Genomic DNA, 13,441 nt, shown 5'->3' with positions numbered 1-13,441 from the left:
CCCTTAGTTGTCCTTCGAATCGGATGCTGTCTCGCTCTGCGTGCCTGGTGCGTTTGAAGGAAGGTCGACCATCGGTGGCTTCCGGCCTTCCACACCACCAAACGCAGCCAACACCTTTTCTTCGCCGTTGGAGCGCCTTATCTTCAGTTCCTTCACCAGTGTGAGTCCGCCATGGACCGCGGCACCTGCGGCAGTGGCAGCCAGCAGTCCAACGCCGACCGTGTTCACGCTGGACTCCACTCCAATACCCGGGATTCCCGGCAGCTTGTCGTAGAACGGAGTGAACTGGTCGAAGAAGTCCTTCTCAGTACAGCCAATACATGGGTGACCAGCACCAATTGGCCAACCGGACTTAAGGTTCCACTGCACGATTGGGCATGGGCTAAACGTGGATGGCCCCTTACAGCCGACCTCGTAAAGGCACCAGCCGTTTCGTGCGCCTTCGTCGTCGAAGGTTTTCACGAACTGACCGGCATCGTAATGCGCGCGACGCGGGCAGGAGTCGTGAATACGCTGGTCATAGGCAAACTTTGGCCGCCCCTCAGCGTCGACCTCCGGTGTCTTGCCATAAGTGAGTACGTACGTCAGGGTGGCCGTAATCACCTCACCAATCGGCGGACAACCAGAGACGTTAATCACCGGCTTGTCCTTGATAATCTCATCGACACCCTTGGCACCGGTCGGATTCGGCTTAGCAGCCTGGACAGAACCCCAGACTGCGCAGGCACCAACGGCCAGGATTGCCGTGGCCTTCTCAGCAGCCTCGAGCAGCACCTGTTCTGCCGACTTACCGCCAATGGTGCAGTACGCACCGTTCTCGCCGGTCGGAATCGAGCCATTGACCACCAGAATGTGATCCTCGGCATTCATGTCGTCCAAAGCCTTTTCAGCCGCATGCCCGGACGGTGCCATGAGCAGCTCGTTGTAGTCCATCGAAACTAAGTTCAGCACCACATCTTCAGCAGTGGTGCCTCCGGAACGCAATACGGATTCCATACATCCGGTACATTCCTGCAACTGCAGCCAAGCCACCTTCGGCTTCTTTACAGCCGAGAGCTTATCTGCGATTTCCTCCGCCGAGGGAGTCAGTGACTGCGCCGCAGCCTCACCGACATTCGGAGTTCCGGCGGCAAAAATTGCCGCCATAGTGCCACAAAACTTCATGAAACTGCGCCGTGAGACACCAGCTCTAGCGAGGTTTTCGCCGAGGGTCCCTTCCTGCCAATTCGCGCCACTAATCATTTTTTCGCTGCGCCTTCTGCTTAGTTATTAGGAATATTGGTTTCGAGGTTTTACAACTACCAAGGCCCATTGCCTATACATGGCCAAGTATAGCGACCTAAGAACAACCTGAATAATGGTGCTGCGCTGCGGTTATAACAAAATAATATGCAAGATAAATGTTGCGTAAATATAGCTCCAGGTACAGGTAGTGAACGTGAAAAACCGCCGCAGATTACAGCGGGATATCACCTATCCCCCACTAAGGCGGAGCGAAGCGAGGGGGGGGTAACGGGGCCGTCGTCAAGCATGCCGTGACGCCCCCCCCCCATTGCTTCACGACGGCCCCCGGCGCGCGCTTAATCAACCAGCGCAGGGTTGACCCAACGGAGCCATTCGTCGATGCCCTCCCCGGTCTTAGCGGAGACCTCAATCACCTTCACGCCTGGATTGACCTTTTCCAGGTTGGCGCGGAAGAGCTCCATGTCGAAGTCAAGGTACGGGGCAAGGTCCATCTTGTTGATAACCACCACCTGTACAGAGCGGAACATCACCGGGTACTTGACCGGCTTATCCTCCCCCTCGGTGATGGAGTAGACCATTGCCTTGCGAGTCTCACCGACCTCAAACTCAGCCGGACAGACAAGGTTTCCCACATTTTCAATCATGACCAGGTCAAGCGTGGACAGATCCAGCCCCTCGAGCGCGCGGGAGACCATCGGGGCGTCCAAGTGGCATTCACCACCGAATCCGTTGCCCGTGTTCAGCAGCGAAATCTGTGCCCCGTAACCCTCCAGGCGGTCGGCATCGAGAGCCGTCTCAATATCGCCCTCGATAATGCCGACGCGCAGCTTTCCCTGCGCAGCCGCCAGTGTCTTCTCCAACAGCGCAGTCTTGCCTGAACCCGGGGAGCTCATCAGGTTGATGGCTTCCACGCCATGCTCAGCAAGCAGCTCGCGATTATGCTCCGCGCGGTGGTCGTTCTCGCTGAAGATGTCCTCGAGGATGGTCACGCGTTCCACGCCGGTTTCATAACCCGAGTGGTCGCCGTGGCTAGTGTCATCGGGATCGGCGAGATGAACGTGGTCATGGCCGTGATGGTGGTCATGGTCGTGGTCATGATGATGGTGGTGATGGTGGTGTGCGTCATCGCCGTCATGCCGGTGGAAACGTCCCATGATAAAACCGTCTTTCCTACTTGTGCGTGTCGACGTCGATGTCGACGATTGTGAACTCTTCCCCCGAGATTACGCGTCCTGGCTTTCCACACGTGGGGCACAGCAGGCCGTCGAGTGGCCCCACCTGTTCGCGATGCCCGTGCGCGCATTCGACAACCGCAGGTACCCAGTCAATATCCAATTTCGCGTCCCCCAAACCGGTATCGCGACTGACGAAATCCCACGCGTATGAAAGGGTTTCTGGCACAACCTGCCGTAGAGCGCCTATCCGCAGGTGCACAGTGCGTACAGTTCGACCTTCGGCTGCTCTCGTGACAACCTTCGCTAACTGCATGCTCAACGCTACTTCGTGCACAATCTCCAAACTAGCAGTGCGAACGGACCCGAGCCGCTTACGTAAAGTTGAATGCATGGAAAAGGCAGGCGCGACCGGGGCGGGGATGGGTACGAGTATTCAACGCATTCGCTGGCGTATCGAAGGTATCGTCCAGGGGGTCGGATTCCGCCCTTTTGTCGCCACCATCGCCCGGCGCGCGGGTCTCGTCGGCTTCTGTGGCAACGATGAGCAGGGCGTATTCATCGAGGTAGAAGGCCCACCGGACGCCCTCGCTGCCTTCCGCAGCCAGCTTTTCACCGAACTGCCGGCGCTTGCCCGCATCATCAATCACTCCGCCGAGCACATCGCGACACTGGGCCATGAGCGCGAGTTCACCATCGTGCCCTCTCGCCACAGCTACTCCGGCCGCGCACTGCTTCCGCCCGACACTGCACTGTGCCCGGACTGCCGCCGTGAGTTTTTCGACCCTACCAACCCGCGCTACCTCTACCCTTTCATCTCCTGCACCAACTGCGGACCGCGCCTGTCCATCATCACTGAACTGCCCTACGACCGCCCGCGCACCACTATGGCGGCCTTTCCGATGTGCACCCCGTGCGAGCGCGAGTACACCGACCCCACCGACCGCCGCTATCACGCTCAGCCAATCAGCTGCTTCGACTGTGGCCCGCGTCTGAGCTGGCACGATGCAGGCGGCACAGCCACCGCCACCTCCCGCGAGGAGGTTCTCGCGCTCTTTCGTCGCGCACACGCACTGCTTGACGACGGCGCCCTGCTCGCCGTCAAAGGTATTGGTGGTTTTCACCTGGTCTGCGATGCCACCAATGACGCTGCCTGCGAGAAACTACGGATGCGCAAACGTCGACCCGACAAACCGTTAGCGGTAATGGCCCCCACTGTTGACACCGCTGCCCAACTGGTTGAGTTAACTGAGCAGGAGAAGCGTTTCCTCGACTCCCCTGAGGCACCGATTGTGATTGCACCGAAGCAGCGGTCGGGGCCGCTTTCCAATCTCATCGCACCGGGCCTCGACAGCTTCGGGATTATGCTTCCGTACTCAGGCATTCACCTGCTGCTTTGCGATCGCCCGCTCGTGGTCACCAGCGGCAACCTCAGTGGCGAGCCCGTCTGTACCGACAATGCCGACGCGCTGAAGAAGCTCGGTCACATCGCCGACGCTTTCATCCTCCACGACCGCGAAATCCACGTACCCGTTGAAGATTCGGTTTTCATCGGCACCGCCCCATCGCGCCGGTCCCGCGGCTTCGCTCCCGTCCCCGTTTCAATCACGCCCACCGATTCTCGTAGCCACACTGGCCCTGGCCCTGGCACCAGCGCCCGGAGCACGTCCCAACCCACCATTTTCGCGACCGGCGGAGAGCTGAAGAACACTTTCGCTATCGCGCATGGGGACCTCGCTCACGTCTCCGCGCACATTGGCGACATGGGTTCGTGGGCCAGCCAGAAGGCCTACCAGAGAGCAGTTGACCAGCTCCTTTCCATGCGCGATGCGACCCCGGACCTTGTCGTCTGCGATCTTCATCCGGGCTACGCCACGACCGCCTTCGCCGAACGCTTCGCCGCCGAGCACGACATCGACCTTTTCTCGGTTCAACACCACTTCGCGCACGCACTCTCCCTACTCGCCGAACACCGCCTCCTTTCCCCGAACGCGGGTCGCGCCGTCGTCGCCACCCTCGACGGCACCGGCTATGGCACCGATGGGTCCATCTGGGGCGGCGAGGTTCTCACGCTCAGTCGCAGTTCCGCAAACTGGGAACGCACCTGGCACTGCCCCACTTTCCCGTTGGTCGGTGGAGATCGCGCCGTCACGCACCCGTGGCGGCTCGCCCTCGGTCTCACTCACGCATGGGAGCTTAACGACGACCACCTTGTGCGCAACCTCTCCAACGAGCGCGAAGTAGCCCTGGTTAAAAGCCAGTTGGCGACGGGAGTTGGCACAGTGCAAACTTCTTCTCTCGGCCGCATTTTCGATGCCGCCGCAGCACTGCTGCTGCCTCGCTGGCGCGGTGGCGGGGCCATCAGCTACGAGGCGCAAGCGGCCATGGAGTTGGAGGCAGCGGCGACTCGCTACGTGAGGTCACATGCGGAAGCGCTTGAAGCGGTCAGTTCAGAGACCAAGCCAGTGCCCTTCCAGGACGCCATTCGGGAGGCGGTAGCATCGCCTGACGTTGAGCAGGCCGCATTTGTATTTCACGGTGGGGTCGCGGGTGTCGTCGGCAAGCGATTGGTGCAGGCTGCGGAGGAAGCCGGCACCGATGTTGTCGGCATCAGCGGGGGTTGCGCGAATAATGCGCTGCTGATAGAGCTGCTGCGGCGTGAAGTTGCAGCTGAGGGCTTTACTCTGTTGCAGCATCAGATTGTGCCGCCGGGCGATGGCGGTTTGAGTCTGGGCCAGGCGGTGGCCGGTCGTCTGCTAGCGGCAACCGGCATGGATGTCTAGCAGATGCGCGGCAGCGGGTCGCCGACCAACATGTCCACCATGCGGGTGCCGCCGAATCCGGTGACCAGCACCACGGAAGCGGCGGGCTCGTCCTCGATGGAGCCGATATCACGAGCCTCGGAAGCCCCGGCTGTGTGGAGCGCACTGAGCGCTGCCTCGGATTGCTCGGCGGGGACAACGGCGACGAAGGTACCTTCATTGGCGACGTAGAGCGGATCGATGCCAAGCATGTCACAGGCGCCACGGGTCATGTCACGGACTGCAATGGATTCGTCGTCAAGCACGACACCAAGACCGGTGCCGCGGGCGAGCTCGTTGGCGACCGTGCCGAGGCCGCCGCGGGTGGCATCGCGCATCCAGCGAGTGCCGGGTGCAGCTTCAAGTAGCGCTTCGACCAGACCGTTGACAGCGCGGGTATCGGACTCAATAGGCGCGGCCAGAGCCAAGTCGCCGCGGGCGAGCATGACGGCCATGCCGTGATCGGCGATTGGACCGGAGACGAGGATGCGGTCTCCGGCCTCGATGTTTGCGTAGACAGATCCTGCCGTAGCGGCACCGGCGTAGTCGCCGCGGACCACGCCCACCCCGGCCGTGGTGATGTAGACCTGGTCACCTGCGCCCTTCGGCACAACCTTGGTGTCGCCGGCGACGATGCTCACCCCTGCGGCATCGGCAGCGACGCGCATACTCGCCACAATGCGGCGCAGCGTCGCAATCTCCAGCCCCTCTTCCAGAATGAACGATGCGGTCAACGCCAGGGGCCTGGCTCCAGCTACCGCCAGATCGTTAATCGTGCCGTTGACGGCCAAATCCCCGATGTCGCCGCCCGGGAACTCGATGGGATTGACCACATAGGAGTCGGTGGACATTGCCAACCGCGCCCCACCATGTGCAGAAGCTGCCGCAGCCTCGACGACGGCATCGGCAGCGAACAGCCCGGAGTCGCCACCCTGCCCTAAAATTTCATTGCCATAGGCATCGAAAAAGACCTGTTCAACCAGAGCGGCGGATGCCTTTCCGCCGGAGCCGTGTTGCAAGGTGACGTAATCGTCGAGAAGCCTGAACGGACGCGCCCGAACGCGACCAATATTGGTGTTTACCTTGGCTTCGCTGGTGTTCAGACGATTCTTCGGCTGCATGCTCACTATCCCTAACTTCACAGCTGGTGGCGGACAAAACTGCTTGCGTCACTCGTCCTTCGAAAACGAGGCTCGCTGCTCCTGATGGTAGTCTCGATAAGTATTGCAAACGAGGAGAAGCGTATGTGTCTTGGTGTCCCCGCCGTCATCACAGAAGTCCACGATGCTGCCCGTGCAACAGTGGAAATTGGTGGCGTCGCACGCATGATTTCCACCGATTTACTTATTGACGAGAGCCTCACCGCAGGTGATTGGGTTCTCGTACATGTCGGTTTCGCCATGAGCAAGATCGACGAGGAAGAGGCCAGACTCTCGCTCCAGCAAATCAAACAGCTAGGTGGCGACGCTTACGAGGATGAGCTGGAATCCTTCTCATCGTCACAGATCAACTAAGGGGCTGGACGGCACCATGAAATACGTTGACGAATTCCGCGATCCCGCCGCTGCGAAGAAGCTGCTCGCACGCATTGAACGCGAGGCCACCAAGCTGGAAAAGCCCATCGCACTGATGGAAGTCTGTGGCGGGCACACGCACACCATTTACCGCTACGGCTTGGAAAACCTCCTACCGGAGAACATCGAGCTGATTCACGGGCCTGGCTGCCCCGTCTGTGTCATCCCCATGGGGCGCGTCGACGATGCCATCTGGCTGGCACAGCAGGAAGACGTCATTTTCACGACCTTCGGCGACATGATGCGCGTGCCGGGGTCCGAAACATCGCTGATGCAGGCACGTGCGCGCGGCGCCGATGTACGCTTTGTCTACTCGCCTCTCGACGCGCTGAAAATTGCCACCGACAACCCCGATAAGCAGGTCGTTTTCTTCGCCGTCGGGTTCGAGACCACCGCCCCGTCGACTGCCGTGACCGTTGAGGCCGCACGCCGGCAGGGCGTGGAAAACTTCTCCGTGTTTTCCAACCACGTACTTATCGAGCCGCCGCTGCGCGCCATCGTCAACGGCGGCGAAACCAAGGTTGATGGGTTTATCGGCCCAGGCCACGTGGCCACCACCACCGGCACGGACGCTTTCGAGTTCCTGCCGCGCGAGTTCAATCTGCCAGTGGCGGTCACCGGTTTTGAGCCATTGGATGTGCTCCAGGCCGTCGTCATGCTGCTAGATCAATTCGTCAGCGGCGACGTTGCTGCCGGTAAGTCGCGGGTGGACAACCAGTACGCGCGCGTTGTGCGCTCCTCCGGCAACACCACCGCGCAGAAACTTATGGACCGCGTCTTTTCCCTCCGCGACACCTTCGAGTGGCGCGGTCTCGGCTGGATTGAAAACTCCGGCCTCGGCATCTCTGAGGAATACGCAGCATTCGACGCCGAGCGCCGTTTCCAGGTGCCGGGGCGCCGGATCCCAGACCCCGTGACCTGCGAATGCGGATCTGTGCTCACCGGCCACATCAAGCCGTGGCAATGCGCGGTCTTCGGCACCGCCTGCACCCCGGCGACCCCCATCGGCACCTGCATGGTCTCTCCCGAAGGCGCTTGTGCGGCGTACTACAACTTCGGTCGCATCGACCGGAAAGTCACCGAGAACCTGGCGAAATCTCGCCACTAGTTACTCCGTAATTCCCGCACGCGCGAGCGCTGCCACCGCTTGCTTTACGACGGGCGCGTCAATCATCTCGCCATCGAGCTGGAAGGCGCCAGTGTGCGTACCTGCGTGATCGACAATCTTCCGGGCGCGGGCGAGCGTTGCTTCCGACGGCTTATATGCCTTGCGCACCGGCGGCACCATCGCCGGGTGGATGCAGGCCGTAGCCAAGAAACCACAGCCCACGGCATCGAGAGCCTCTAGGTACTGGCCGCGCTCATCGCGAAAGTCAGTATGAACGGCATCAATGGCGGCAATACCCGCTGCAGCTGCATGCACCTGAACGAGTGCACGAGCCAATCGCTGCGGATCGCGGTAGTGGCGACGAGGGTTTTCATCCACACTCTGACGCGAGGACGCCCCACCGAGTTCGGCGGTCAGGTCTTCGGCACCCCAGAACAGACCCACAACGTCCGGGTGCGTGGCAATCTGCTGGATATTAATCATGGCCTGCGGGGTTTCAATCATCGCGATGATCTTCAACCCTTCGAGCTCTGCGGGAATGGAGTCTCGAATCTTGGGCACCATGACGATGTCGTAGTCACATGTACGGGCAAAGGCGACATCCTCCGCGAAGGTCGGAGTCCCAGGACCGGTAATCCGAAGAATAGTCACCTCCGGGTCGAGCGGATTGTTGATGATGTTCGCACGTGCCTGCTCGTGATTGTCAACGGCAGCGCCATCCTCCAGGTCAATAATGACCATGTCCGATCGTTCAGCAGCTTTCTGGAAACGTTCCGGACGGTCAGCCGGGGCGAAGAGTAGCGCCGGGCCAGAGGGAAGCCAAGGGAAGGTCTGTTCACCATCGAGGGAGCTAAAGCCTGTCATAGCTCCTAACCTAATTGAAAACTCGAATCACCTTCGCGCAGGCTCTCCCAGGAGACAACAAAACCCGCGTTGTGGGGTCCATAGAGTGGAGACCACAACGCGGGTTTGCTGAGTTTTTAACCTATGCGATTAGTCGCGGTACAGCAGCAGCGCGTCGCCCTGGCCGCCGCCACCACACAGGGACACACCAGCGCGACCCGAACCGCGACGGTTCAGCTCCATTGCAGCGGTCAGAGTCAGGCGGGCACCGGAGCAGCCAATCGGGTGGCCGAGGGCAATCGCGCCACCGTGGATGTTGGTCTTTTCCAGCGGGTAGTCCAGCTCACGCAGGGACTTGACGGCCACCGCGCCAAATGCCTCGTTGATCTCGATGAAGTCAAGCTCCTGCGCGTCCCACTCAGCGCGACGCAGAGCCTCCTTCAAAGAGTCCGCCGGCTGAGCGTGCAGGGAGTTATCCGGACCTGCGGTCTGGCCGGCCTTGCCCACAACTGCGAGGTAGTCCAGGCCGTGCTTCTCTGCGTAGGCACGCGATGCCAGCACAACTGCTGCGGCACCGTCGGAAATCGGCGAGGAGTTACCGGCAGTGATGGTGCCGTTTTCCTTCAGGAAGACCGGACGCAGCTTAGCCAGGGTCTCCACAGTGGTCTCCGGGCGAATGCCCTGGTCGGTGTCAACAACTACCGGGTCACCCTTGCGCTGCGGAATCTCGATTGGAGCGATTTCCTGCGCGAAAATTCCGTCTTCCTGCGCCTTGGCTGCACGCTGGTGAGAAGCGGCCGCAACTTCGTCCTGCTGCTCGCGGCTAATGCCGAGGTCGCTGTTCGGACCGTCGGTAAGCGTACCCATGGACACACCATCGAAGGAGTCGACCAGACCGTCGCGCTCCAAGGTGTCCTCCAGCTTCAGCGCACCGAAGGACTTGCCCTGACGAACACCGCGTGCAACGTGCGGAGCGTGCGTCATGGACTCCTGACCACCTGCAACAACGACGTCTGCGTCACCGAGACGAATCAGGCGAGCGGCGTGAATGACCGCGTTTAGGCCCGAGAGGCAGACTTTGTTAACGATCTCAGCGGTCGTATTCCATGGCAGACCTGCCTTAATGGCGACCTGTCGGGCCGGGTTCTGGCCAGCACCTGCGAGAATCACCTGGCCCAGAACGACGTGCTGAACCTCTTCCGGGGCAACGCCCGAACGCTGGACAGCGTGCTTGACAGCATGTGCGCCGAGTTCGACGGAAGTAAGCGGTGCCAGCTGGCCGAGCAGCTTGCCCTGCGGGGTGCGGGCACCGGCGAGGATAACGACATCATTCGGGCTGGGAGCTGGAAGGTTACTCATGGATGGATTCTCCTAAGTCAAATCTGATGAGTGTGGACTGACCATGATTGCTGCGTATTTAATTCTCGAGGTCAACCACGTATGCGGCTTCGGTGTTGGCCTCGATATCGGCTAGCGTCACCCCAGGTGCCAGCCTGCGTAGCACCAGGTGATCATCAGCGACATCGAAGCTTCCCAGGTTGCTAATAATCCTTTTCACTACTTTTGCACCTGTGAGGGGCAGTTCGCAGGTTTTTACCAATTTTGGTTTGCCATCTTTGGAAACGTGATCGGTCAAAACCACCACTCGAGGGGTACCAGCGACTAAGTCCATCGCGCCGCCCATGCCCTTTACCATCTTTCCCGGAATCATCCAGTTGGCCAGGTCACCGCACTGGCTAACCTCCATTGCACCCAACACGGCCATTTTCACAGCACCGCCGCGAATCATGCCGAAGCTGGTGGCGGAGTCGAAGATTGCCGCGCCCGGCACCAATGTCACGGTCTGCTTACCCGCATTGATAAGGTCGGCGTCCTCTTCACCTTCATATGGGAAGGCGCCCATTCCCAGAATTCCGTTTTCACTCTGCAGCAGAACACGCACACCTTCGGGAATATGGTTTGCCACTAGTGTCGGAATGCCGATACCCAGATTCACATAGTCGCCATCGCGCAGCTCTTCGGCGGCCTGCTGTGCCATCTCGTCACGGCTCCAGCCCTTGTCCATAATTGTCTTCGCAGGTGCCATTTAAATCTCCTCCCCTGCTGCCGCGTCACCGGCATCGTGGCTGGAATCGGTATTGCGTGGCCGAGTTGTGCGCTTTTCAATGAGCTTCTCGCGGCCGTCACCGCGGACGATGTGCTGGATATGCACACCCGGAGTCATCACCAGATCCGGGTCGATCTCACCGCGGCCAAGCAAGTGCTCCACCTCCGCAACGGTCACCCTGCCGGATGCTGCACACAGTGGGTTGAAGTTCTGCGCGGTCCGGCGATAGACAAGGTTGCCGTCGATATCGCCGTGGTAGGCGTGCACCAGGCCAATGTCGGCAACGATGCCACGCTCCTGCACGTAGGTCTGCCCGTCGAAGTCGGCGTGGGGCTTGCCCTCTGCAACGAGCGTGCCGACGCCGGTTGCGGTGTAGAACGCCGGAATACCTGCGCCCCCTGCGCGAAGCCGCTCAGCCAGCGTTCCCTGAGGGGTGAACTCCACCTCGATTTCTCCTTCGAGGTACTGGCGGGCAAACTCCTTGTTCTCGCCGACGTAGGAGGCCACTACCTTTGCCACCTGTTTGTTCTCCAACAGAATGCCGAGCCCAGTACCGTCAATGCCCATGTTGTTGGACACGATGGTGAGGTCTTTTGCCCCGGAGTCGCGCACGCCTTCGATGAGGGTATATGGCACGCCACACAGGCCAAAGCCGCCAACTGCCAGGGTCATTCCATCAGTGACAAGGCCTGCGACAAGCTCTCGGCCGGTCTGATCAGTTGTTTTTGACATTGTTCTACACCCATCCCAGGATTCGCGGCGCCATCTCACGCATCTCGACCTTGCGGACCTTGCCCGACGCGGTCATCGGGAACTCCTCGACGACGTGGACGTAGCGCGGAATCTTGTGACGCGACAGCTTGCCGTGGGCAAAGGCCGCCACATCGTCAGCGGTGAAGTCTTCCACATCGTCGTGCAGAATTACCCATGCCATAATCTCTTCGCCGTACTTGTCATCCGGCACACCGATGACCTGCGCATCGACGACAGCCGGGTGGGTGAACAGGAACTCTTCAATTTCGCGCGGGTAGATGTTCTCACCGCCACGGATGAGCATGTCCTTAATACGTCCAGTGATGGACAGGTAGCCCTCGTCGTCAAGCACACCCAAGTCGCCGGTGTGCATCCAGCCGTCGGCGTCGATGGCCTCGGCGGTCTTTTCCGGGTGCTCCCAGTACTCCTTCATCACGGAGTAACCGCGAACGACAACCTCGCCCTGTTCGCCTCGTGGTAGGGTCTCGCCGGTTTCTTCACAGATGATGCGGGCTTCCAAGTGCGGCATAATCTGGCCGACGGTGTTGACGCGCTTTTCCAGCGGAGAATCTGCGCGGGTCTGGAAGGACACCGGCGAGGTCTCCGTCATGCCGTAACAGATGGCAATCTCGCGCATATTGAGTTTATCCATCACATCACGCATGGTCTTCGACGGGCACGAGGTACCTGCCATCACTCCTGTGCGCAGGAGCGACAGGTCGTAGGGGGATCCGTATTCCTCCTGATCATGAGCTTCTTCAAGCTCATTAATGAACATCGTCGGCACGCCGTAGAGGCTGGTGGCCTTGGCCGAGTGCACAGCCTTGAGTGTTTCACGCGCCTTAAACGACGGGGCCGGGATGACAATAGCGGCACCGTGAGTGAAGGCGGCGAAGGTGCCAATCACCATGCCGAAGGTATGGAAGAACGGCACCGGCACACAGATGCGGTCGGTCTCGGTGTAGCCCAACAGCTCACCGATGAAGTATCCATTGTTCAGCAGGTTGCGGTGCGTTAGCGTAGCGCCCTTGGGAAAGCCTGTCGTGCCCGAGGTGAACTGGATGTTGATCGGGTCATCCGGCTTCAGCTGAGAGGTGTACTCGCTCAGGTCGTCGATTTCGCTGTGCATGTGCTCGTACCATTCGGACGAACCGAAGTAAATGACCTTGTCCAAGCGCACACCGCGCTGCTTGGAGGCCTCAATCAGCATGGTTCGGTAATCGGAGTCCTTGTAGCGGCGAGCGGCAAACACCATACGCACACCTGCCTTTTCCAGCACGTAGTTCAGCTCGTGCTGGCGGTAAGCCGGGTTGATGTTGACCAGCACCAGGCCGATGTGGTGGCAGGCGTACTGCACCACGGTCCACTCCCAGCGGTTGGTGGACCAAATGCCGATGCGGTCTCCTGGACGGTAGCCCTCCCGGATGAAAGCGCTGGCCAGGCGCAGAACTCGGTTGTAGAAACGCTCAAAGGTAAAGGAGACATCCGCGTAGACGTCAACGACGGCGTCGCGGGAAGGAAATTTCTCCACAATCGCACGCAGGTTCTCACCGAGGGTCTCATCGCGAAGTGGAGCGGCACCTTGCTCGACACCGGCGCCGAACACGTGGCTCATCTTGTTGCCATCGGCATCGACAACATCCTTGCCGTATGGTGCCGGCACAGTGGTGAAGCCCTCCGGCAGCTTCGAAGGATCAGCAGTGCGCTGTTCTGCGTGGTTCTTCAATGTCGCGGTCATGGGGAGATCTCCTTGGTTTAAGTGACTCCGCAGAGTGCGGAGTGTGTGAGAGGAAAATGTGTTCTTTAGGGGGATAAATCAGTGGTCGTTACCGGCCGTG

12 protein-coding genes are annotated in these 13,441 nt (G+C 60.1%); 3 read left to right on the top strand and 9 right to left on the bottom strand.

Features of this window, described 5'->3' with window-relative positions; translation table 11 throughout:
* Nucleotides 1–3: 3 nt before the first annotated feature.
* From HMPREF3042_RS01670 to HMPREF3042_RS01660, 3 genes are all read right to left on the bottom strand, one after another.
* On the bottom strand, nucleotides 4–1,242 hold the full coding sequence (locus HMPREF3042_RS01670; RefSeq protein WP_016422185.1) for a hydrogenase small subunit: 1,239 nt from the start codon (nucleotides 1,240–1,242) through the stop codon (nucleotides 4–6).
* Nucleotides 1,243–1,580: 338 nt separating this feature from the next.
* Nucleotides 1,581–2,399 (bottom strand): hydrogenase nickel incorporation protein HypB, encoded by an 819-nt coding sequence (gene hypB / locus HMPREF3042_RS01665; protein WP_049193294.1) that lies wholly within the window; start codon nucleotides 2,397–2,399, stop codon nucleotides 1,581–1,583.
* 16 nt (nucleotides 2,400–2,415) lie between these two features.
* The gene (locus HMPREF3042_RS01660) at nucleotides 2,416–2,733 is read right to left on the bottom strand and encodes a hydrogenase maturation nickel metallochaperone HypA (protein ID WP_081636710.1); all 318 of its coding nucleotides are present in this window, start codon (nucleotides 2,731–2,733) and stop codon (nucleotides 2,416–2,418) included.
* A 76-nt stretch (nucleotides 2,734–2,809) separates the two neighbouring features.
* Between HMPREF3042_RS01660 and hypF the strand changes: the two genes are divergently transcribed.
* A complete protein-coding gene (hypF, locus tag HMPREF3042_RS01655; RefSeq protein WP_083327393.1) occupies nucleotides 2,810–5,200 on the top strand; it encodes a carbamoyltransferase HypF in 2,391 nt (796 codons plus the stop codon).
* Here hypF and hypE read toward each other — a convergent pair.
* The gene (hypE, locus tag HMPREF3042_RS01650) at nucleotides 5,197–6,339 is read right to left on the bottom strand and encodes a hydrogenase expression/formation protein HypE (protein ID WP_070855885.1); all 1,143 of its coding nucleotides are present in this window, start codon (nucleotides 6,337–6,339) and stop codon (nucleotides 5,197–5,199) included. The two genes, hypF and hypE, sit on opposite strands and share 4 nt — an antisense overlap.
* 123 nt (nucleotides 6,340–6,462) lie before the next feature.
* On the opposite strand from hypE, the gene HMPREF3042_RS01645 reads away from it, so the two are divergent.
* Entirely contained in the window at nucleotides 6,463–6,732 is a 270-nt protein-coding gene (locus HMPREF3042_RS01645) for a HypC/HybG/HupF family hydrogenase formation chaperone (protein WP_016422179.1), read from the top strand.
* 16 nt (nucleotides 6,733–6,748) lie between these two features.
* Nucleotides 6,749–7,900 (top strand): hydrogenase formation protein HypD, encoded by a 1,152-nt coding sequence (hypD, locus tag HMPREF3042_RS01640; protein ID WP_070855884.1) that lies wholly within the window; start codon nucleotides 6,749–6,751, stop codon nucleotides 7,898–7,900.
* Here the strand turns inward: hypD and HMPREF3042_RS01635 are convergent, their stop codons facing one another.
* The 5 genes from HMPREF3042_RS01635 to HMPREF3042_RS01615 form a co-directional block, all read right to left on the bottom strand.
* Nucleotides 7,901–8,764, bottom strand: a complete 864-nt coding sequence (locus HMPREF3042_RS01635; RefSeq protein ID WP_070642930.1) for an HpcH/HpaI aldolase/citrate lyase family protein — start codon at nucleotides 8,762–8,764, stop codon at nucleotides 7,901–7,903.
* A gap of 129 nt (nucleotides 8,765–8,893) precedes the next feature.
* Nucleotides 8,894–10,102, bottom strand: a complete 1,209-nt coding sequence (locus HMPREF3042_RS01630; protein WP_038627863.1) for an acetyl-CoA C-acetyltransferase — start codon at nucleotides 10,100–10,102, stop codon at nucleotides 8,894–8,896.
* Nucleotides 10,103–10,160: 58 nt separating this feature from the next.
* Complete coding sequence (locus tag HMPREF3042_RS01625) at nucleotides 10,161–10,829, bottom strand: CoA transferase subunit B (RefSeq protein WP_070429809.1); 669 nt, start codon at nucleotides 10,827–10,829, stop codon at nucleotides 10,161–10,163.
* On the bottom strand, nucleotides 10,830–11,582 hold the full coding sequence (locus tag HMPREF3042_RS01620; protein WP_048731622.1) for a CoA transferase subunit A: 753 nt from the start codon (nucleotides 11,580–11,582) through the stop codon (nucleotides 10,830–10,832).
* 4 nt (nucleotides 11,583–11,586) lie between these two features.
* Entirely contained in the window at nucleotides 11,587–13,341 is a 1,755-nt protein-coding gene (locus HMPREF3042_RS01615) for an AMP-binding protein (protein WP_048731620.1), read from the bottom strand.
* Nucleotides 13,342–13,441: the final 100 nt, after the last annotated feature.

This window comes from Corynebacterium sp. HMSC074C05 (assembly GCF_001838325.1).
Lineage (GTDB): Bacteria > Actinomycetota > Actinomycetes > Mycobacteriales > Mycobacteriaceae > Corynebacterium > Corynebacterium amycolatum.
This window is presented reverse-complemented; position numbering and strand designations above follow the sequence as displayed.